The sequence below is a fragment of the Bifidobacterium sp. genome, from assembly GCF_051876855.1.
In the GTDB taxonomy this organism is placed as follows: domain Bacteria; phylum Actinomycetota; class Actinomycetes; order Actinomycetales; family Bifidobacteriaceae; genus Bifidobacterium.
The window spans coordinates 81,886-102,979 of the sequence record NZ_JBJEIH010000038.1; the positions used below are offsets into that span (position 1 = coordinate 81,886).

The following is a 21,094-nucleotide window of genomic DNA, read 5'->3' on the forward strand; positions in this document are numbered from 1 at the left end:
TGGCAGAATCGCCCTGCGCGATTACCATGCAATTGCCACGTACTCACCGCGAAATCCATATCCGCCCGTAGGCTGGAACTGATTGCGTCAAGCGGCGACAGGCGAATCGGTGCCGAGGCCGGTTGACCGAAGACACGTTGTCCGGCAGCCGCCTGCCATGAGGGTATGCGGTGTCCGCGAAGGAGGATTCATGACGTTATTCCGTGATCTGGGACCGTTCCACACCACCGCCATCGGGCATGGCGAAATGCCGCTGACCATCGAGAACAACCGCGGGCATGCGGTCGGCATCGAGACACTGCACGCCTCCCTTGACGCCGGCTGCCGTCATATCGACACCGCGTGGGCATATTACACGCCCGGCGAGGAGGAGCAGACCGGCGAGAAGCTGGTACGTGAGGCGCTGGACACGTGGAACGGCCCGCGTGACGAGGTGCTGGTCGCCACCAAGGTGGGGTTGCGCCGCGCATGGGACGGCGACAAGCCGATCTGGCCGCGTGACGGCAAGCCGGAGCATCTCATCGAATACGGCAAGCAGTCGGCGCAGGCGCTCGGCGTGGACGCGATTGACCTGCTGTATCTGCACCGCCATGACCCGGAGGTCCCGTACGAGGAGTCCTGTGAAGGCATCAAGGCGCTGCTTGACCAAGGGGTGGCCAAGTGGGCGGGCGTGTCGAACGTCACTATCGAACAGCTGGATATCGCCCGCCGCGTGTTGGGCGACAAGCTGGTCGCCGTGCAGAACCAGTATTCTCCGATTCATCTGGAAACGCAGGACACGCTTGATTACTGCGCGAAGCTCGGTCTCGCATTCGTGTGCTGGAGTCCGCTTGGCGGGTATCGTCACCCTTACGACGAGCATCTGTTCGATCCGTTCCGCAAAGTCGCCGCGAAGCATGGTGTCAGTTACCAGCGGGTGGTGCTCGCATGGGAGCTTGCCAAGGGCGATCACATGTTCGTGATTCCGGGCGCGCATCGACCTGAAACCATCCTTGACTCGCTGAAGGCTGACGAACTCGAGCTCAGCCCCGACGAACTCGCCTATCTGGGCTGAGTTGGTCTCCAGCATCTGCTGTCTTCCACAAACTGGTTACGCTGAGAAGCCCCTCAGCGTAACCAGTTTGTGGAACGGAGCGATCCGTGGGGAGGCGGTTCTGGGGAAAGACGCTGCGGGACGTTGCAGGACGTGTCATCGCGGCGGGGTTGTTATGCTATGCGGTGATGAATGAACAGATGACGACTTCGCAGACTCCACAGGCCGGACAGACCGGGCAGGCCGGACAGATTCCGGCGATCACACCAATGACCGCACAGACTTCGCAAATCGAACAGACCCCGCAGATGACTTCACAGACCACACAGACCCCACAGACTGCGTCGATTGCGGACGCAGCCGCAGCTCCGATTGCGGCTACCTTACGCCATACTCGCCGGCGCCCCGAAGTGCTGGCGCCCGCCGGCAACCTGCGCAGCCTGAAAACCGCAGTCGATTTCGGTGCGGACGCCGTCTACTGCGGCGGCAAGGCCTTCGGCATGCGTTCGGCGCCGAAGAATTTCACGCTCGAGGATTTTGAAGAGGGCGCGCGGTACGCGCACGAGCATGGCGCCCGCGTGTATGTGACCTGCAACATCCTGCCGCATAACGACGAGGTCGCGGCCATGCGCGAGTATTTGGGCCAGCTCGCCGAAGTCGGGGTCGACGCGCTGATCGTCACCGATATCGGCATCATGATGGAAGCCCGCCATATCGCCCCGAATCTCGAATTGCATGTGTCCACGCAGGCCGGCGTCACCAATTACGGCGCCGCGAACGCGCTGTACGAACTGGGCGCGAAGCGTGTGGTGCTCGCCCGCGAGCTTGACTTGGACGCGGTTCGTGACATCCGCGCGAACACACCGGACGATCTTGATATCGAATGTTTCGTGCACGGCTCGATGTGCATGGCCTTCTCCGGACGCTGCCTGCTGTCGAATTATCTGACCGGACGCAGCGGCAATCATGGCGATTGCGCGCAGCCCTGCCGCTGGAAATACCATGTGGTCGAGGAAAAACGCCCCGGCAGGTTCTTCCCGGTCGAAGAGAACGGTGAGGGGACTTTCCTGTTCAATTCGCAGGATATGAACATGCTCGGCCATCTTGACGATCTCATCGACGCGGGAGCTACGAGCCTGAAAATCGAGGGGCGGGCGAAAAGCGCGTATTACGTGGCCGCGGTCACGAATGCCTACAAGACGGCAGTGGATGCGTATATGGTCCAACGCGGGTTCGAGGACGGGCAAGGCCATACGCTCAAGCCGTTCGCCGACCGCGTTCGCCGCACGCCGGCAGGACAACCCGCGTTGCTGGGTGATGCCGCGCGCATGCCCGGTGACGCGCCACATGTCCGCCTGCCGCAATGGGTGCTGGACGAGCCGTATAAGGTCTCGCACCGCGAATACAGCACGGGCTTCTACTATCCTGAGCATCCGGTCGGGCAGAATACGGACCGCGGTGGGTATTTCCGCGATTGGATCGTCGTGGGCGAAGTGATTTCGTATGACGCTTCAACACAGCGGGTCACGCTGATGAGCCGCAACAAAATCGAGGCGGGGCAGGAAGTCGAGTTCCTGATGCCAGGTCGCGAACCGCTGCGTATGACCGTGCCGGCGGGCGGGTTCCTTGACGCCGAGGGCCATTGGGTCGAATCGGTGAACAACCCCGCCCACGTGTTCTCCATGCCCTGCCCCGAGCCGGTGACCGCGAATGCCGCGATTCGTTCCCGCGCCCGCAACCGCACGCTGAAAGCCGAATAGTCGAGGCTGGCGGTCCCGGCAGTACCGGCGGATGGCGATTGCGCGGCATGCCGCTAGGATAGGCGGTATGAACGATCCTGCGAACATCGTGGACAGCAACGCCATCCCGCCGGTGGACGAATCCGGCAATCCAATCCCCGTCACCATTCCGGTCATCCTCGCGCCGGGTATCACCGTGACTTACACGACCCGGTTGGGCGGGGTCAGCCAAGGCGATTACACGGCATGCAATCTGGGCGGCAAATCCGGCGACGACCCCAAACATGTGCTCGCCAACCGGGTGGCCTTGCGCACGGCGGTCGGCGCTGACTTGTCGCTGATCAGCCAAGTCCATTCAGGGGATGCGGTGGATGTCGACGGTTCCTTCACCATCAACACGCCTTTCGGATTCGATGTATCCGGCACTGTGCGGTCAGACGACACGGTTGCCGTCGCCGCGAACGCCGAGACAGCCGGCACAGGCGACGACACGGACAGGCAGCCGCAGGTGGTCGCCGCCGATGGTCAGGTGACTTCGCGCACCGGCATCGCGCTCGGCATCTTCGCAGCGGATTGTCTGCCTGTTCTCATGGCCGATCCAGCATCCGGCATCATCGCGGGCGCGCATTGCGGCCGGAGAGGACTGGAACGCGACATCATCGCCCACACCATCGACCTCATGTGCGCGAAAGGCGCCGAACGCTCCCGAATCGTCGCCACGCTCGGCCCATGCATCTGCGGCGACTGCTACGAGGTCGGCGGGGACATCGCCGACGCATTTGACGCGAAATTCCCCGGCACCTACACGCTCACCCGATTTGGCGGCCCCGGCATCGATATTGCCGCAGCCGCCCGCCAATGCTTGGACAAGGCCGGTATCAGCGCCGAACGCATCATCGATTCGCGGCCACGGGTTGCTGCCGCAACGCAATATCTTGCGCAAGACCAGGAACTGCGCGACTTGTGCCGTATCGACAACGAAGGCGATCCACAGCTCGACGAGCGGGTCGGCGCCATCAAACACAGCCTGTGCACCTTGGAGAACCCGCTGTGGTACTCGCATCGCCGCGCCGCGCTCGCCAAGAAAACGCATGAGGGCCGAATGCTCGCCCTGATTTCGCGGCAGGCCTGACCTCGTGGCGGTCGGGTGTTTGCCGCCGGCCGTCTGTTTGCTTGTCCGTCTGTTTGTTTGTGTGGATGTGGCACCGGCTTGCGGTCTATGTCTCAGGCAGCTGCCTCTGGCAGCCTGTTCCGTTCGCACGCATCTGGCCTCAAGGCGCCTGCCCAAGTCGGAATCCGACAACGTGTCGGAATCCGCCGATTCGGTGCAGAAACCCGCACACGTTGCGATATCAGGCCATGGTTGCGTTTACGGTGGGGCGTATGTGCGAAGAGAGTCCAGAATCCCAGCATGACCGGCAGCCCGACCGCGTCCGGCAGTCGCAGGCCTGCGATACCGACCGGCAAGAGGCAGTCCAATCCCAACCGGCCGCCGTACCCGCCGAATCGCCTGTCGAACCTGCCGAACAGGCCGACGAACCCGCCGCCGCTCCCGTCCAGGTCCCCGTGGTCGCGGTGGTGCTGGCCGCGGGCTTCGGCACCCGTTTCGATGCCCGAAACCCCAAGCAATTGGTTGCGGTGGCCAATAAGCCCGTGGTGTGCTGGAGCATCGAGGCCTTCGAATACGACCCGAGAATCACGGATATCGTCGTCGTGGTGAACCCGCAGGTGCGCGACGAGGTCGAGCGTCTGGTGGACGAAGGCGGCTACGCGAAAGTCCGAGCGATTATCGAAGGCGGCGCCGAACGCGTAGACAGCACGGAAAGCGCGTTGCAGATGCTCGCGGATTTCGGCATCCCGCAGGACGCGAAGGTGCTGATCCACGATTCAGTGCGCCCGTTCGTCGAGCGTTCGTCAATCGACGGTTGCATCGACGCTTTGGACGAGTTCGATGCCGCGACGGTCGCCATGGCCTCGACGGACACGATCCTCGTCACCGAGGACTTGGGCGACCGCAAAGTGGTGCATGCGGTGCCCGATCGCAGTGATATGTTCCGCGCGCAGACCCCGCAGGCCTTCAGGTTCAAGACAATCCGCCACGCATACGAGCTCGCCGCGCAGGACCCGGATTTCCATCCGACCGACGATACGCGGGTGGTCGTGGATTATCTGCCGGATACGCGTGTCGCGATTGTCGCCGGCAGCGAAAGCAACATGAAAATCACCACGCAGGACGATCTTGAGATGGTCAAGCGTTTCGCGTTTGAAGCTACCCGCAAACGCGCCATCGACCGCGTGCAGGGCATGGTGCGTCCCGGCGAGGCGTAAGCCGGCGACTTCAGCGTAGACCGGCGTTCGCCGGCGTGATGCGGTTGCGGCTAGACTTGAGGGTATGAAGCAGATCAATGTGGTGATGTCCGGATTCGCGCCGTACGAGGGCATTGATATCAACCCATGTCTCGAGGTGCTGTCCGCGTTGGAGCGCGACGGGCTCGCCGGGCTCGCCGCGCAGGACCGCCTGCTGGCCGATGCGCATGTGGCCATCCACACGGTGCTGCTCCCGGTCAGCTTCGCCAAGGCGTGGCCGATGTTGCTGGAGACCATTGAGCGCACGCATCCGGATATCGTCATCGCGACGGGTCTTAAACGTGCGGCGCGTGGCATGCAGTTGGAGCGTTGCGCCACCAATCTGATGGACGCCGCCAAACCGGATGCTGACAACCGGCGCCCGCGGCGTATGCCGATTGATCCCGAAGGGCCCGCCGCATATTGGACGCGTCTGCCGTTGCGCTCCATCCTCAAGGATTTCGCCGGCCACCATATCCCCGCGACCTTGAGTTCCGACGCGGGCACCTACGTGTGCAACTCGCTGTTCTACAACCTGTTGAACTGGGCTGCGACGAAAGACCATGTCATCGGCGGTTTCCTCAATTTCCCCACGGTCAATGAGCAACCGCACCCCCAGCACGGTCTTCCGCTTGCCCAGCAGATCGCGGCGGCGCGTGACGTGGTCCATGAGACGGTGCGCTACTATCTGGAGCCTTCGTCGGGGGAGATTCTGCTCGCATAAGCGGCTTGTGTGCGCCTGCGCTGGCGGGCTCCGAACGCAACTGTGAACATGAGGTGATGGCGTTCCTGAACGTCCTATTTTTGGGGTAGAGTTCAATCGGTTGTGTGTTGCGGAGCACTCGCTCCGTGGGCGAAAGGAATATTCATGGTTGATCGGTTCCCGATCGTGTTTCACGGTTACGACAAGGAGAAGGTCGACGAGGCCATCAATGCGTCGCAGGAGTCGCTGAATCGTCTGCGTGAGCAGGTCAAGTCAAGCGATGACACGATTCTTCAGTTGCAGGCGCAGCTGCAGGAAGAGAAAAACAACGTCAAGAAGGCATCGAAGGGCAATTCCTTCGCATCGCTCGGCGCAAACGCCCAGCAGATGCTCGCCTCCGCGGAGCAGACCAGCCAGGAGCTGCTCAACCGCGCCAAGCAGGACGCCGCCTCGACGCGTGCCTCCGCCCAGGCACAGGCTGAAACCCTGCTGAACAACGCGAAGCTCGACGCCAAGCACATCACCGACGAGGCGAATGCGAAGGCGAAGGCCACGCTGGACAAGGCAAATTCCGAAGCCGCGACAATCACCGCGAACGCGAAGGAAGAAGTCGCGCAGATGCGCGCCGAAGCAGCCAAGGCCGTCACCGAGCAGCGTGACACCGTCAAGCTTGAGCTGAGCAACGCCCGCGAAGAGCAGAAGAAGCGTATGGCCTCCGATCTGGCCAAGCAGAACCGTGAAATCTCCGACATGAAGGCCGACGCCACGCAGAAGATTGCGGCTCAGCGCAAGGCCGCGAACGAAGAGATCACGCATTTGAAGAGCGAAGCCAACGATCAGATCGAGAAGGCGCTCGCCGAGGCGAATAAGAAGCTCGCTGACGTGCGTGAGCAGGCGTCCCGCACGATGACCGAGGCCCAGCGCAAGGCCGGTGAAATCACCGATGCCGCCAAGGCCAAGGCTCAAGAAATTTCCGATCAGGCCGAGGTGCATCGCACGAAGACCATGAGCCAGGTCGATGCCGAGGCTGAGCAGATTCGCGCCGATATCGCCGCCCAGCAGGACGATGCGACCAAGAAGGTCAACGAGCTGCTTGACAATCTCGAAGAGCGCCGTACCGCTGCAAAGCAGGAAGCGAACGATTTGATCGGCAAGGCGAAGAAGACCCGCGAGGAAGCCGACGCCTACTCCGAGCAGAAGCGCAAGGCTGCCGACGAGCAGGCGGCACAGATCCTGCAGAAGGCCGAGGAAGACGCCGCCAAGCAGATTGAGGAACGTCGCCAGGCCGCCAAGAGCGAGCTTGACGGGCTCCAGCAGCATATCGCCGAGCTGCAGCAGCGTGAAGCCAGCATCACCCAGCGCGTCACCGAGCTGCGTTCGATGTTCGCCAATGCGTTCTCCGGCTTCAACTTCGGTGCGCCGAAGGCTGAAAACGACGATGTCGCGGTCACCGGTGTGGTTGCCGACGGCGAGGGCGCGAAGCCCCAGGCCACCGCGCAAGACCAGCAGTTGCCGGCTTCACAGCAGGCCCAGCTGCCCGCGTCTTCCGCGAACAAGGATGGTAACGCAAACAACTGATTGCCGAACCTGATATGATGTGCCTTGGAAAAGCCCGCTGACGCCGTCATCGCGGCATCGGTCAGACCATGACGTTCAAGGCATTAGATATGGAGGAGCGTCCGGATTCCGGCGCTCCTCCTGCCGTATGTACCGCGCTCGCCATGCGCACGGGCGAAACACAGACAGAAATCATCAAGATGAACAGACAAGGGGTAGGAATGGACCAGATCACGCCGTTGAGCGCTGAAGCATTGGACAATCTGCGTCAGGAATTCGACGCGAGCGAGCATAATCACCTCGCCATGAACGCCGTCACCGCCGCCGGCATCCAGAATGTCGCTCGCAACTATGACCGTGCGCGCCGCCTGCAGCGTCGCTTCTCCACGGTTGTGGACAACGGCACCGTCACTCATCAGGACCATTCCGGCCGCTGCTGGCTGTTCAGTTCGCTGAACGTCGCCCGTTTCATCGCGAAGAAGAACCTGGGGCTGAAGGAATTCGAGTTTTCCCAGAATTACGCGATGTACTATGACAAGCTCGAGCGTGTCAACTACTTCCTCAAGGACGTCGCCGCGTTGGTGCGCGCCGGCGAGCCGTCGGATTCCCGCTTGATGCAGCATCTTCTGCATGACGTGATGGGTGACGGCGGCCAGTGGACGATGGCGATGAACGTGTATAAGAAGTACGGCGCCGTCCCCAAGGACCTGTTCCCGGAGACCGCGTCCTCGAAGAACACCGGCGAGATGAACACGCAGCTGCGTGCGCTGTTGCGCACCGCGGTCGCGCATATGTACGCGAACAAGGCGCAGATTGACGAGATTATTGCGCGCACGACCGACGCCGGGCATCGCATCCTCACCATCCACCTCGGCGAACCGCCGAAGAGCTTCGATTGGGAGTGGACCGACACGGACGGCAACTTCCATCGTGACGGCGAGATCACGCCGGTCGACTTCTGGAAGAAGTATGTGAACGCCGGTCTCGAGGACTATGTATGCCTCGTGGACGATCCGCGCGTCGAACATCCGAAGGGCCGCAAGATCGGTATCGAGCATCTGGGCAATGTCGCCGGGGGAGACCCGACCGAATACCTCAATGTGCCGAACGAGTTCATGAAGGATTGCGTGCGCCGGATCCTGACCGAGCAGGGCATCCCAGTATGGTTCGGCGCGGATTGCCATCCGATGATGGACCGCGAATCGGGCGCCTGGGCGACCGATCTGTTCGAGTACGGCCGTGTCTACAATGTGGACTTCGATATGAACAAGCAGGATCGCGTGCGGTTCGCCGATTCCGCGATGAACCACGCGATGGCGTTCGTCGGCGTTGACGTGGCCGATGACGGCAAGACGACCCGTCGTTGGCGCGTCGAGAACTCGTGGGGCGAGAAGATTGCCGACAAGGGCTACTTCACCATGAGCGACGATTGGTTCACCGAGTACGTGTACGAGGTTGCCGTGCCGCGCACGATGCTTCCGGCCGAATACCAAGCCGCGCTGGACGAGCCCGCCATCATGCTCCCCGCCTGGGATCCGATGGGCGCTCTCGCCGACTGACGACATCTGTATCTCACGTTCCCGCCTGCCGACGCTGAAACACCAGTAGCGTCGGCAGGCGGTTTGCGTTCCAGCATGCAATCACCCGATGGGCTAGCTCCGCGCCTTGCGATAGGGTGAGTAGTCCATGTCCGGAATGTCGAAAGGAGAGAGTGATGGCTGGTCTTCGTGGTCCCGATAGTGCTGAGGATGAGCGCCGATTCGGCGATGCGGCCGTGCTCCCCGAGACTGTGGACATCAACATCCGCCAGCTGGACCCGATTCCCGCCCCGCGCGCCTTCCTGCGCGAGCTGCCGTTGACCGACGATGCGCGCGATCTGGTGCTGCGTTCACGTCAGGAAATCCGCGATATCATGCACGGTCGCGATGACCGTCTGCTCGTGCTCGTCGGCCCCTGCTCGATCCACGATCCCAAAGCGGCCCACGAATACGCGACCAAGCTCGCCGCCGTCAACCGCGAGTTGAGCGACCGCCTGCTCATCGTGATGCGCGTGTATTTCGAAAAGCCGCGCACGACCATCGGCTGGAAGGGCCTGATCAACGACCCAGATCTCGACGGCCGCTTCAACATCCGCAAAGGCATGTGGCTGGCGCGCAAAGTCCTGACCGATGTGCTGGGTCTCGGCCTGCCGGCTGCCACCGAATGGCTTGACCCGATTACCCCGCAGTACCTGTGCGACCTGATCAGCTGGGGCGCGATCGGCGCCCGCAACACCGAAAGCCAGGTACATCGCGAACTGGCGAGCGGCCTGTCCATGCCGGTCGGTTTCAAGAACTCCACGGACGGCTCGATCAAAGCGGCCGCGGATTCCTGCTATACCGCCGGATTCGAGCATCATTTCCTTTCGATTAATCTTGACGGCCGTGTGATTTCGGCTGAAACGAAAGGCAATCCCGACTGCCACGTGGTCTTACGCGGTTCCAGCCACGGCCCCAATTACGACCCCGAGTCGGTCGCTGCCGCGCTTGAGGCGCTCAAGGCCTCGAAGGCGACTGGTGTGAGCGAAGCCGGCGTGGTCATCGATGCCGCCCACGGCAACTGCGGGAAGAACGAAGTCCGCGAAGCCGAAGTGGTCGAGAATATCGCCGCTCGCATCGCGCAAGGCGAACCGGGTATTTTCGGTGTGATGATGGAAAGCTTCCTGAAAGGCGGCCATCAGAAGCCCGCCCCGCTCGACCAGCTCGTCTACGGCCAATCCGTCACGGACGCCTGCGTGCCGTGGGATCGCACCGACCAGCTGCTGCACACGCTCGCTGACGCGGTCACTGCACGCCGTGCCTTGAACCAGTAGCCCTGTTGGTCCGGTAGTTCCGTGACCGGTAGCCCGGCGACTTGGTAGTCCGGTACTTCGACAGTCCGGGCCTGCTATCGGCGACTGTCTTGCTCGCCTTCCGCTCGGTGGCGTTATGCTTGAGTCAGTATGGACGAAAGGGCATGATGAACGACCAGAAAAAGGATCCGAGAACACCGTCGGCATCAGGGCAGCCGTCAGGCATGCCGGACAGCCAGGAGGCGTCGCAGCAAGCGGCGTATCCTTTGCACGTCGGCCAGCAGCCGCTGAATTCGCCGGAGGATCTGCGCGCCATCCACGAAGCAATCAGCGAAGGCAAGAATCCTTTGGAAGCGACGGATGTTCCGCGCTGGGAGGATCAGGTCGGTGTCAGCCGCATTATCAACCGCCGTGTGCTTGAACTCGAGCCGCTGCCTACGCCGGCGCAAGTGCTGTCGTCGCTGCCGTTGTCGCAGCAGGCGGAGAATCTCGTCGCCTATTCGCGCGATGAAATCCGGGCGTGCCTGTATGGGCAGGACGACCGTCTGCTGGTCATTGTCGGTCCCTGCTCGGTCCATGATTCCAAGGCGGCGCTTGATTACGCGCACCGCCTGTCCGCGCTGAAAGACGAGCTGGATGACCAGCTGCTGATTGTCATGCGCGTGTATTTCGAAAAGCCGCGCACGACCATCGGCTGGAAGGGCTTGATTAACGACCCTGACATCGACGGCAGCCATCAGATTCGCAAAGGGCTGCTGCTCGCCCGCCGCGTGCTGCTCAGCGTGCTGGACACCGGGCTCGCCGCCGCGACCGAATTCCTGGAGCCGACATCGCCGCAGTACATTGCCGATGCGATCAGCTGGGGTGCGATTGGCGCCCGTAACACGGAAAGCCAGATTCACCGTCAGCTGGCTAGCGGCCTGTCTATGCCGGTTGGTTTCAAAAACGCCACGGACGGATCTGTCAAGGCGGCGGTCAACGGGTGCTATGCGGCCGCCCAACAGCACACATTCTTCGGCATCGACCATCTGGGACGCGCGAGCGCTGTCGAAACGCTTGGCAATCCCGATTGCCATGTGGTGCTGCGCGGTTCGGGCCATGGGCCGAACTACGATGCGCAATCCGTCGCGCGGGCGATGGCGGACATCCGTGCGATGCTGCCTGCTGATTCCGCGGCGGCGCATGGGTTGATCGTCGATTGCTCGCACGGCAATTCCGGCAAGGACGAGCATCGTCAGGCACAGGTCGTACGCGATATCGCCGCGCGGATTGCCCGGGGCGAGCGCGGCATCACCGGTGTGATGATGGAGAGTTTCCTTGAGGGCGGCAACCAGAAGCCCGCCCCGCTTAATCAGCTGGTCTACGGTCAGTCCATCACCGACCGTTGCCTGTCGTGGCCCGATACCGAACAACTGTTGCGTGAATTGGCGCAAGCCGTCGCGCAACGTCGCTGGAACGAGTGAGCCGGGCGGCAAGTCAACGCACCAACACACCAACACGTCGTGACGGTACAACACAAACGCGTCAACGCACCAACACATCAAACCAACGCAACATACAAGAGCAAAGGAACAACAATGACCACCACCATCGCCATCATCGGGGCATTGGACGAGGAAGTCGCGCTCATCGCCGCGTCGCTGGACCACGTGGAGCACCGCCGTGAAGCGAGTCTCGACGTCGCGCACGGCACCCTGACCACGAACGCCGGCGAGCAGGTCTGTGTCGCCGCGACCGTCGGTGGCATGGGTCTGGTCAACGCGGCCGCGACCACCCAGTACCTCATTGACACCTACCATCCGCAGGCCGTGATTTTCTCCGGCATCGCCGGCAATCTCAACCGCGACCTGCATATCAACGATGTCGTCCTCGGCGGCACCTTGCGCTATCTTGACACCGACATGCGCCTGGTCGGTCAGTGGAAGCCGAAAACCGAGGAATTCCATTCCGATGTCCACCTGTTGGACGTCGCCTCGGCGGCACTTGATGCGGCCGGAATCAAACATGTCGTCGGAACAATCGCTTCCGGCAATTATTTCGTCGATTCACCCGAGAAAGTCAAGGAAGTGCGGGAGACCACCGGCGCCGACGCGGTCGAGATGGAAGGTGCCGCGGTCGCGCATGTCGCGGCCCGCAACGACGTGCCCGCCCTCGTGATTCGCGCGCTGAGCGACAACGCGGACACCGATTACGAAGTGTTCAAGGAATTTGACATCTCCGAGTACGCGGATACCGCCGCCCGCCTTGCCGTCGACATCGTGCGCCGGCTGTAAGCGGCTGTAAGCGGCTTGTAACGTCTGCAGGCGGCTGCGCACATTGTTTCGATGGTCAGCGCCGATAAAGCCGCAAGGGTGCCCGTGCACGACACAGCGCAGCCGCGGATTCGGCGGCGAATATGAACAGCAGGCGAACTTCAGTCAAACTCGGGTATGCCAAAGCGTCCGTGAGGTTACGCTTGACATGGAGTCGCCGCGACTGCGGCACAGGGAGGAACGATGGACGCACGTCAATTGGCCATCGCCGTGATCGTTGTGGTCGCGGTGTCGGCGCTCGCCGTCCTGCTTGGATACCGTTGGGGACGCCGCGCGAGCGCACAGGCCCGGCATAATGCGGGCGAATCTGGAGCTGGCACGAACGGCAATCCGGCAGAGGAACCCGCCAAGGGGCCTGCCACCCGATCGAACGGTGTCGGCGGCTTCACTCGGCAACAGAGCGTGTTCGGCCGCGGAACGGTCCGTCAGGCGGAGGAACAGTTCATCAAGATGATGCCTGACATGCTGGTGATTGCGGATGGTCAGGGGCATATCCGCTATGTCAGTCCCGCGGCAGAAGCGCTCGCCGTCGTCAAAGACGGTCAATTCGTCAGTGACGACATGGCGCAGATTGCGACGATGGTCGCGGCGGACGGGCAGATTCGGGACCGCGAAATCACCTTGGAAAGCCGGCAGCTGCTTGGCGAAGGTGAGCGGCCGGGACGCGGTGTCAAAGCGGGGATGGCAAGCCCGACGCACACGCGCCATCTCATGATTCACGCAGGGCCGATCGATGGGAACCGTGTGGCCGTGTTTATACGCGATATCAGCGAACGCCGCCGGTTTGAAATGATGCGCCGCGATTTCGTGACGAATGTGTCGCACGAACTGAAAACGCCGGCCGGGGCGATATCGCTGCTTGCCGAGACCATCACCGACGCGGCCGACGACCCGGATGCCGTGCGTTATTTCTCGGGCCGGATTTCGAAGGAATCAGAACGTCTGACCAATCTCGTCCAGCGTCTGATCGAGCTGCAACGCGCGGAAAGCACGGCCGGCATTGCTTCCGCCCGGCAGGTCGACGCGCTGGATGTGGTCAAGGACGCCGCCCAGCAGAACGCCGTGCAGGCCGAGCACAAGCATATCGATATCCGTGTGACGCATGCCGGCGGTCCGGCGCTCATCAGGGTGGACCCCCGTGCGCTGACCACGGCGGTCAAGAACCTGATTGAGAATGCGATTCACTATTCCCCCGAGGGAACGACCGTCACCGCTGATATCGCGCGGCATGACGCCGAAGGGACGGTGACTATCCGGGTAATCGACCAGGGGATAGGCATTCCTGAGCAGTCGCTGGATCGTATCTTCGAGCGCTTCTATCGCGTGGATCCTGCCAGGTCGCGCGATACCGGCGGAACCGGGCTCGGACTGGCGATTACGAAGCATTGCGTCGAGGAGTGCGGCGGCACGATTTCAGCGTGGTCGCATGAGGGGAGCGGCTCGACGTTCACGATTGAACTTCCGTTGGCATGTGGCGACGATCATGATGCGTCCGCAAGCAGCCAAGCGGCTGCCGATTCCTCCGTCCGGGCTACCGGGCAGTCGCCGTCTAAGGCGCGGACGGATGGACAGGCCGTAGAGACGGGACAGATGGAACAGCAAGGAGCAGAACAACAGCATGACACGCATTCTGATCGTTGAAGATGAGGAATCCTATCGAGAACCGTTGGTCTATCAGCTGACTCGCGAGGGTTATGATGTCGAGGCCGCCGAAACCGGTGAGGAAGGTTTGGAGCTGTTCACTCGCGGCGGCGCCGACCTGGTTTTGCTCGACCTGATGCTGCCAGGCATCGACGGGATTGCGTTGTGCCGGCGCATCCGTGAGCAGAGCCGCGTGCCGATTATCATGCTCACCGCGAAAAGCGCGGAGATCGACAAAGTCGTCGGGCTGGAAATCGGCGCGGATGACTATGTGACCAAACCGTATTCGTTCCGCGAGTTGTTGGCGCGCATCCGTGCGGTGCTGCGGCGCAATCAGTCAGTGGAACAGGCGTCCGGTGCGCAGGATGACGATGTTGCGCTCGTCTGCGGTGATATCACCATGCATGTGGGCGAGCATCAGGTCACCGTGCGCGGGCAGGATGTGTTCTTCCCGCTCAAGGAATTCGAGCTGCTTGAATATCTGATGCAGAACAAGGGACGTGTCATGACGCGGCACCAGCTGATCGACCGTATTTGGGGGTCGAATTATGTCGGCGACACCAAGACGCTGGACGTACATGTCAAGCGCGTGCGTTCCAAGATTGAGACCGATCCGTCCCACCCACAATACCTGACGACCGTGCGCGGCCTGGGCTACAAAATCGACGACCCCACGAAGTGACCCCGCGCGCGTCCGCCTTTCCCCAACTGGTTACGGTGGTAGCGGTCTCAGCGTAGCTGGTTTGTGTACTCTCTCAAACTGGTTACGCAACAGGCGGCCCCAGCGTAGCCAGTTTGTGCAATTCCTGTTTCTGCCGACGCTGAGTGTGTCGTGAGCGTCGGCAGAAGGTTGTAACACTGTTTCTACCGACGCTCACACCGCCCTCAGCGTCGACAGAAGCTCGTGAGTGAGGAGTCGCTGGAGACGCAATCCTGCGGCGAGCTCCACGATATCGACAAGAGTTCATCTTCCGTTCACCTGATTTGGCCCGCAGACCCCGTAATCTCCCATAGGCTTGAATTGTCATGAATGGAAAGGTGCCATGTTTATGATGCGGGGCACACGCCCCGAGGCACAGGGCGCAATCGCGCCCGTTGCAATGTTCAGAGGGATTAGAAGACATGCGTAAGAATTTGCTTGTACGTTCCATCGCCGCTGTTTCCGGTGTCGCCATGATCGCGGCACTTGGCGCCTGCGGAAACAACGAGCCTGCGTCTGGTACCTCCAGCTCCAGCTCGTCATCCTCCTCTGCCGCCGAGAAGATCTCCGGCGAGTTCCAGGGCGCTGGCGCCTCCTCGCAGCAGTCCGCTGTCGAGGCTTGGATCGCCAGCTATCAGGAGCAGAATCCTGACGCGAAGATTTCGTACAACCCGAGCGGTTCGGGCGCTGGCGTGAGCACCTTCCTCACCGGTGCCACCGCGTGGGCCGGTTCCGATGCCTCGCTGAGCGATGACGAGGTTTCCCAGTCGAAGAGCGTGTGCGCTTCCGGCACCGCATTCGACGTCCCGGTCTACATTTCCCCGATCGCTATCGTGTTCAACCTCAAGGGCATCTCCGGCAAGGACAAGCACCTGAACCTTGATGGCGAGACCATCGCCAAGATCTTCGACGGCAAGATCACCAAGTGGAACGATGACGCAATCAAGCAGCAGAACCCGAAGGTCGACCTGCCTGACACCGCAATCACCGTGGTCCACCGTTCCGATAAGTCCGGCACCACCAAGAACTTCCTGAGCTACGTCAAGGATGTCGCTCCGGATGCCTGGAGCTACGACCTGGGTGAGAACTGGCCGAACGAGGTCGGCCAGGGCGCCAAGGGCACTGATGGCGTGATCAACACCGTCAGCCAGGCCGATGGCACGATTGGCTACGCCGACGCCTCCAAGGCCGGCGATCTGGGCACCGTCGCCGTGAAGGTCGGCGAGAAGTACGTCCCGTATTCGGCTGAGGCAGCCGCCAAGGTCGTGGACGCTTCGCCGCTCGACGATTCCGCCAAGGGTGACAACCGCGTGGTCGTCAAGCTCGACCACACCACCACCACGGACGGCGCCTACCCGGTCGTGCTGGTCTCCTACGACATCGTGTGCCCGGCCTACAAGGACGCCAACACCGCGAAGTTCGTGAAGTCCTGGCTCACCTACGTCGTCAGCAAGGACGGCCAGCAGGTCGCCGCTGACAACGCCGGTTCCGCCCCGATGAGCGACACCCTTCGCGCCAAGGTCACCAAGTCGATCGAAGCGATCGAAACCAAGTGACGCGCACTGAACGGCTCGCCCGGGTCTGATTCCGGGCGGTCCGTGATACGCCCGTCAGACGGTATCATCGATAATGGAATGATGAAACGATTTCAGGCCGCGGCCCAGCTTCAAGCCGGGGCGCGGCCTGAAGCCGGTTCCACCATGTGCCCGATTTACGGGCGTAAGCCCTTAAGGAGAACCTGTGAGTTCCGAGAAATCCACGATCGACCAGCCGGTCGGCGGTAAAGCAGCGGACAAGGTATTCAGATGGGTCGCATTCGCGTGCGGCGCCCTCATCCTTGTCGTGCTTGCCGCGGTCTTTCTCTTCCTCTTCTTCCGCGCTTGGCCGCTCATCGGCGGCGATCAAAACGCCAACAAGGCGACTATCGAGTCGTTCACCGGCGGTAAGGCGCATAACTTCTGGCAATATGTAGGACCCCTTGCGTTCGGCACCATCCTGGTTGCGGCGCTCGCCCTGCTCATCGCCTTCTTCGTATCCGTCGGCATCGCACTGTTCATCTCGCAGTACGCCCCCAAGGGATTGGCGACCGCGCTGAGCACGATTGTCGACCTGCTGGCGGCGATTCCGTCGGTTATCTACGGCCTGTGGGGCGGCATCGTTCTGGTGCCGGCCATCTACCCGTTCTGGAATTGGGTTGCCAAGTATCTCGGCTGGATTCCGCTGTTCAAGGGACCCGCTGCCAACCCTGCCCGTACGGTCGCCACGGTGGCTGTAGTCTTGGCTGTCATGATTCTGCCGATCATCACCTCCATGGCCCGCGATGTCTACCTGCAAACCCCGCGTTTGCAGCAGGAAGCGGCGCTTGCGCTTGGTGCCACCAAGTGGGAGATGATCAAGCTTGCGGTACTGCCGTTCGGAAAGTCCGGCGTCGTGTCCGCATCGATGCTCGGCTTGGGTCGCGCCCTCGGTGAGACGATGGCTGTCCTCATGATCCTGTCGCCTGGCATGCATTACTCGTTCAAGATTCTTCAGGCGTCGCAGAACCAGACCATCGCAGCGAATATCGCCGCCCAGTATCCTGAGGCGAACTCGCTGGGCGTGTCCACGCTGATCGGCACCGGCCTCGTGCTGTTCCTGATCACCTTCGTGGTCAACTTCATCGCCCGCAAGATCACGCAGAAAGTGAGCGCATGATGTCCGCTTCGGAAGAATATGCGAAAGCTGCCGGCGAGTCGCCGATGAAAGGCGCGCCGGTTATCGACTTCGACAAGTTCAAACCCACGCGTTCCATGGTCGCCCGCCGCAAGCGTCGCGACGTCGGGATGGCGGTCCTGATTTCGGTTGCGTTCATCGTCGCGCTGATCCCGCTGTTCTCCGTGCTGTGGACGACCATCGCCAACGGCTTGCAGCGGCTGAATCTCAATTTCCTGTCCTATAACATGTCCGGTGTGATCGGTGGACGTCCGACCGCGTCCGGTGGATATGGCGGCATCCAGCACGCCATTATCGGCACGCTGGAAATCACGCTCGGTGCGCTGGTCATTTCGGTGCCGATCGGCATCATGTGCTCGGTGTTCCTCATCGAATACTCTCGTGGCGGCAAGTTCGCCAAGTCCATCGGCCTGCTGGTCGACGTGATGAGTGGAGTGCCTTCGATCGTTGCTGGCCTGTTCGCGTTCTCCATGTTCACGATTCTCGTCGGCCCGGGTACATTCAACGGTTTCGAAGGCTCCGTCGCGTTGTCTCTGCTGATGATCCCGACGGTCGTCAAATCCAGTGAGGAGATGCTCAAGATCGTGCCGAACGATTTGCGCGAAGCCTCGTACGCGCTGGGTGTGACCAAACAGCGGACTATTACGAAGATTGTGCTGCGTACCGCTTTGCCGGGCATTGTGTCGGGAGTGATTCTCGCGATTGCGCGCGTGGTTGGTGAAACAGCCCCGTTGCTGATGACTGCCGGCTACATCTCCACGACGAACGTGAACCTGTTCAGCGGTCAGATGACCACACTGCCGGTGTACGTCTACCAGGAGTACAGCAAGCTCAAGGTCGCGTGCCCCGCGTCCGCTGACGCGTCCTGCGTGACCGACATCCCGATGCAACGCGCATGGGCCGCGGCTCTGGTGCTCATCGTGATCGTGCTCATCCTCAATCTCATCGGTCGTCTGGTCGCCCGCATCTTCGCGGTGAAGACCGAGCGCTGACGGAATGCAATCGTTTTCGGAAATCCGGAACAAACTGAAGGAAAACAATGGGACAACGTATTGATGTCAAGAATCTGAACATCTACTACGGCGATTTCCTCGCTGTGGAAGATGTGAACATCAACATCGAGCCGAACAAGGTCACCGCGTTCATCGGTCCGTCCGGGTGCGGCAAGTCGACTGTGCTGCGCACGCTCGACCGTATGCATGAGATCATCCCCGGCGCTCACGTCAAGGGCGAGGTGCTGCTGGAAGGCCGCAACCTGTATGACAAGGATGTCGATCCGGTGGCTGTCCGCCGTGATGTCGGCATGGTGTTCCAGCGCCCGAACCCGTTCCCGACCATGTCGATTCGCGAGAACGTGCTTGCCGGTGTGAAGCTTAACAACAAGCACCTGAGCAAGTCGGACGCCGATGATCTGGTCGAGTGGGCGTTGCGCGGCGCGAATCTGTGGAACGAAGTGAAGGACCGCCTCGACAATCCGGGTGTGGGCCTGTCCGGTGGCCAGCAGCAGCGCCTGTGCATTGCTCGAGCTGTGGCCGTGCATCCGCAGGTGTTGCTGATGGATGAGCCGTGCTCCGCGCTTGACCCGATTTCCACGCTGGCCGTGGAGGATTTGATCAACGAGCTGAAGAACGAGTATACGATTGTGATCGTGACCCACAACATGCAGCAGGCGGCGCGTATCGCCGACTTCACCGCATTCTTCAACCTGAAGGCTGTTGGCCAGCCTGGTCATCTCGAGTATTTCGCGGATACGACCACGATGTTCAACAACCCCCAAAACGAAGAAGCCGAACGGTACGTATCTGGACGTTTCGGCTGATATATCAGCCGAAACGTAGCGACGGCCCGGTGGCTGTCGCAAGCCGGCTTCTGCCGGCCGGAAAATGTGGCCCCGCGCGTAAAGCGTGGGGCCACATCCGCTGTTGGCCTTCATCCTGCGCCTGATTGGCGCTGGTCGTCCGCTGTGCTGTACCGATTCATGGGAGTGTATCGCCTATCCTGCCAATCCGTCATAATCTTCAGTGCCCGACGTCCCTTCGCCGGGAGTTTATACGTGTTCTTCTGTTTCCACACTGTTCTCCCGCATCGGCGTGGGACTTCTCGCTTGATTTGCGATTGGGAGCGTAAACTCCCATTGGCGTAATTATTCTCGTGTTGGTATTTCAACGTTCTTCTTGTCACATCTGTGCCGAATTTCGTCTTGGCAATCAAACTCCCGGGAGTTTAGTCGCTGTTCCGCGGATTTGCCATAAACTCCCACTGCCCTCATTGGGGGCGTGTTGGTATTCCAACGTTTTCTCTGTCACTTCTCCTGTGAATCCGCATGTCCCGGATGATCTCCCGGGAGTTTTGCCCATGCCCTGTGAATCATCCATAAAATCCCGCTCCGGTGCCGCGTGCGTCTGCGTATATCTGTTGTTCTGCCCGTGTCTGTCCCGTGCGGCTGGCATGCCCGCGCCGTCGTGGGACTTCTTGTCCGATTCGCTGATTCACCCGTAAACTCCCGTTGCCGTGATTCCGGTCGTGTTGGTATTTCAACGTTCTTCTTGTCACATCTGTGCCGAATTTCGTCTTGGCAATCAAACTCCCGGGAGTTTAGTCGCTGTTCCGCGGATTTGCCATAAACTCCCACTGCCCTCATTGGGGGCGTGTTGGTATTCCAACGTTTTCTTTGTCTCATGAGTCGTAAAACGCGTCCTCGCTCCTAAACTCCCGGGAGTTCAGCCACCATTGTGCGAATCTGCAAGAACTCCCGGGAGCTCGGCACTAGTTTGGCGAATCCACCCGGGAGTCCCGCTCCAGTGTCTGCCACTGTCTTCGCTTGACTGCCTGCGTCGCTTGAATTTTCTCCTCCCGTGCAGCCATTGTTGCCGCGCAACAGCAACATTCGCATCTACTGCGGATTCTGCCCCCGCGCTTGATCGCTTCTCCTTCACAACGGCTTCGCAATGGGTCGGAATCCTGAGGTGACACCGCGCTGGCTGAGCACCCGCGCTACATTGAGCGCAAAGTGCGCCCGGGCGTCAACAGTGTTGATGGTATCCGCGTCAATGGTGAAAATGTGCCACCCGTTCTGTTGCAAACGATTGCGTTTTTCGTGGTCGTTGCGCCATTGCCTTCGATCGGTGCGGTGGTGGTCTCCGTCATATTCGATGCCGACTTTTGCTTCAGACCATGCAAGATCTAGCGTGTACGGCACTCCTGAATTGAAGGTCAGAAGATTGACTACAAGATTACAATCGGGTCGGGGCAGCCCATGTTGGATCAGCGCAAGTCGTACTCGTGTCTCCTGCATGGACATCGATCCACAAGCAATATATTGCGCGGCTCGGATGCATGCCTTTTTCCCGTGGTAGCGTTCCGTGCGACTGACGAATCTACGGATGGTCTCGACTACCGTGGATTGAACTGGAATCTGATGTTGCGCAGTCTGCGATTGTAACTGCGCTTGTGTGGCGCGCAGTCGCTGCGTCAACTCCTTGCTGAGGGGAGTATTGTTCTTTGCCAGGGTTGTGGCTACT

The 21,094-nt window shown here is 61.0% G+C and carries 16 protein-coding genes and 1 pseudogene; 16 read left to right on the plus strand and 1 reads right to left on the minus strand.

Going from position 1 to position 21,094, the window contains the following annotated elements:
• Positions 1-190 precede the first annotated feature (190 nt).
• The 16 genes from ACI38B_RS03365 to pstB all read left to right on the plus strand — a co-directional run bounded on the left by ACI38B_RS03365 (position 191) and on the right by pstB (position 19,392).
• A complete protein-coding gene (locus ACI38B_RS03365) occupies positions 191-1,054 on the plus strand; it encodes an aldo/keto reductase (RefSeq protein ID WP_439729513.1) in 864 nt (287 codons plus the stop codon).
• Positions 1,055-1,233: 179 nt separating this feature from the next.
• Positions 1,234-2,793, plus strand: coding sequence for a peptidase U32 family protein (locus ACI38B_RS03370; RefSeq protein WP_439729514.1), 1,560 nt, complete (start codon positions 1,234-1,236; stop codon positions 2,791-2,793).
• A gap of 67 nt (positions 2,794-2,860) precedes the next feature.
• Positions 2,861-3,904 carry a polyphenol oxidase family protein gene (locus ACI38B_RS03375; protein ID WP_439729515.1) on the plus strand — a complete coding sequence of 348 codons (1,044 nt, stop codon included), beginning with the start codon at positions 2,861-2,863 and terminating at the stop codon, positions 3,902-3,904.
• Between the two features lie 251 nt (positions 3,905-4,155).
• Positions 4,156-5,100, plus strand: a complete 945-nt coding sequence (locus ACI38B_RS03380; RefSeq protein ID WP_439729516.1) for an IspD/TarI family cytidylyltransferase — start codon at positions 4,156-4,158, stop codon at positions 5,098-5,100.
• A gap of 64 nt (positions 5,101-5,164) precedes the next feature.
• Positions 5,165-5,842, plus strand: a complete 678-nt coding sequence (locus ACI38B_RS03385) for a pyroglutamyl-peptidase I family protein (protein WP_439729517.1) — start codon at positions 5,165-5,167, stop codon at positions 5,840-5,842.
• A gap of 144 nt (positions 5,843-5,986) precedes the next feature.
• A complete protein-coding gene (locus tag ACI38B_RS03390) occupies positions 5,987-7,399 on the plus strand; it encodes a cell division protein (protein ID WP_439729518.1) in 1,413 nt (470 codons plus the stop codon).
• A 200-nt stretch (positions 7,400-7,599) separates the two neighbouring features.
• Entirely contained in the window at positions 7,600-8,937 is a 1,338-nt protein-coding gene (locus tag ACI38B_RS03395) for a C1 family peptidase (RefSeq protein ID WP_439729533.1), read from the plus strand.
• Positions 8,938-9,092: 155 nt separating this feature from the next.
• A complete protein-coding gene (locus ACI38B_RS03400; RefSeq protein ID WP_439729519.1) occupies positions 9,093-10,229 on the plus strand; it encodes a 3-deoxy-7-phosphoheptulonate synthase in 1,137 nt (378 codons plus the stop codon).
• A 203-nt stretch (positions 10,230-10,432) separates the two neighbouring features.
• Positions 10,433-11,671 carry a 3-deoxy-7-phosphoheptulonate synthase gene (locus tag ACI38B_RS03405; protein WP_439729534.1) on the plus strand — a complete coding sequence of 413 codons (1,239 nt, stop codon included), beginning with the start codon at positions 10,433-10,435 and terminating at the stop codon, positions 11,669-11,671.
• A 114-nt stretch (positions 11,672-11,785) separates the two neighbouring features.
• Positions 11,786-12,481, plus strand: coding sequence for a 5'-methylthioadenosine/S-adenosylhomocysteine nucleosidase (gene mtnN / locus ACI38B_RS03410; protein ID WP_439729520.1), 696 nt, complete (start codon positions 11,786-11,788; stop codon positions 12,479-12,481).
• Between the two features lie 222 nt (positions 12,482-12,703).
• Complete coding sequence (locus tag ACI38B_RS03415; RefSeq protein WP_439729521.1) at positions 12,704-14,161, plus strand: sensor histidine kinase; 1,458 nt, start codon at positions 12,704-12,706, stop codon at positions 14,159-14,161.
• The gene (locus ACI38B_RS03420) at positions 14,139-14,843 is read left to right on the plus strand and encodes a response regulator transcription factor (protein ID WP_404440252.1); all 705 of its coding nucleotides are present in this window, start codon (positions 14,139-14,141) and stop codon (positions 14,841-14,843) included. Before ACI38B_RS03415 ends, ACI38B_RS03420 begins: the two co-directional genes overlap by 23 nt.
• 440 nt (positions 14,844-15,283) lie before the next feature.
• Complete coding sequence (gene pstS, locus ACI38B_RS03425) at positions 15,284-16,417, plus strand: phosphate ABC transporter substrate-binding protein PstS (protein WP_439729522.1); 1,134 nt, start codon at positions 15,284-15,286, stop codon at positions 16,415-16,417.
• Positions 16,418-16,601: 184 nt separating this feature from the next.
• Positions 16,602-17,555 carry a phosphate ABC transporter permease subunit PstC gene (gene pstC, locus ACI38B_RS03430; RefSeq protein ID WP_439729523.1) on the plus strand — a complete coding sequence of 318 codons (954 nt, stop codon included), beginning with the start codon at positions 16,602-16,604 and terminating at the stop codon, positions 17,553-17,555.
• Entirely contained in the window at positions 17,552-18,565 is a 1,014-nt protein-coding gene (pstA, locus tag ACI38B_RS03435) for a phosphate ABC transporter permease PstA (protein WP_439729524.1), read from the plus strand. The genes pstC and pstA overlap by 4 nt, the downstream gene beginning before the upstream one ends.
• 47 nt (positions 18,566-18,612) lie before the next feature.
• Positions 18,613-19,392, plus strand: a complete 780-nt coding sequence (gene pstB / locus ACI38B_RS03440; RefSeq protein WP_439729525.1) for a phosphate ABC transporter ATP-binding protein PstB — start codon at positions 18,613-18,615, stop codon at positions 19,390-19,392.
• 1,113 nt (positions 19,393-20,505) lie between these two features.
• Here the strand turns inward: pstB and ACI38B_RS03445 are convergent.
• A pseudogene (locus tag ACI38B_RS03445) lies at positions 20,506-21,094 on the minus strand (hypothetical protein); the annotation flags it as partial.

Coding starts and splice junctions, on each gene's coding strand:
- ACI38B_RS03375 (WP_439729515.1), top strand. CDS start 2,861: ATGAACGATCCTGCGAACATCGTGGACAGCAACGCCATCCCGCCGGTG.
- ACI38B_RS03390 (WP_439729518.1), top strand. CDS start 5,987: ATGGTTGATCGGTTCCCGATCGTGTTTCACGGTTACGACAAGGAGAAG.
- ACI38B_RS03385 (WP_439729517.1), top strand. CDS start 5,165: ATGAAGCAGATCAATGTGGTGATGTCCGGATTCGCGCCGTACGAGGGC.
- ACI38B_RS03415 (WP_439729521.1), top strand. CDS start 12,704: ATGGACGCACGTCAATTGGCCATCGCCGTGATCGTTGTGGTCGCGGTG.
- ACI38B_RS03405 (WP_439729534.1), top strand. CDS start 10,433: ATGCCGGACAGCCAGGAGGCGTCGCAGCAAGCGGCGTATCCTTTGCAC.
- pstB (WP_439729525.1), top strand. CDS start 18,613: ATGGGACAACGTATTGATGTCAAGAATCTGAACATCTACTACGGCGAT.
- ACI38B_RS03365 (WP_439729513.1), top strand. CDS start 191: ATGACGTTATTCCGTGATCTGGGACCGTTCCACACCACCGCCATCGGG.
- ACI38B_RS03420 (WP_404440252.1), top strand. CDS start 14,139: ATGACACGCATTCTGATCGTTGAAGATGAGGAATCCTATCGAGAACCG.
- ACI38B_RS03380 (WP_439729516.1), top strand. CDS start 4,156: ATGTGCGAAGAGAGTCCAGAATCCCAGCATGACCGGCAGCCCGACCGC.
- pstA (WP_439729524.1), top strand. CDS start 17,552: ATGATGTCCGCTTCGGAAGAATATGCGAAAGCTGCCGGCGAGTCGCCG.
- ACI38B_RS03395 (WP_439729533.1), top strand. CDS start 7,600: ATGGACCAGATCACGCCGTTGAGCGCTGAAGCATTGGACAATCTGCGT.
- mtnN (WP_439729520.1), top strand. CDS start 11,786: ATGACCACCACCATCGCCATCATCGGGGCATTGGACGAGGAAGTCGCG.
- ACI38B_RS03400 (WP_439729519.1), top strand. CDS start 9,093: ATGGCTGGTCTTCGTGGTCCCGATAGTGCTGAGGATGAGCGCCGATTC.
- pstS (WP_439729522.1), top strand. CDS start 15,284: ATGCGTAAGAATTTGCTTGTACGTTCCATCGCCGCTGTTTCCGGTGTC.
- ACI38B_RS03370 (WP_439729514.1), top strand. CDS start 1,234: ATGACGACTTCGCAGACTCCACAGGCCGGACAGACCGGGCAGGCCGGA.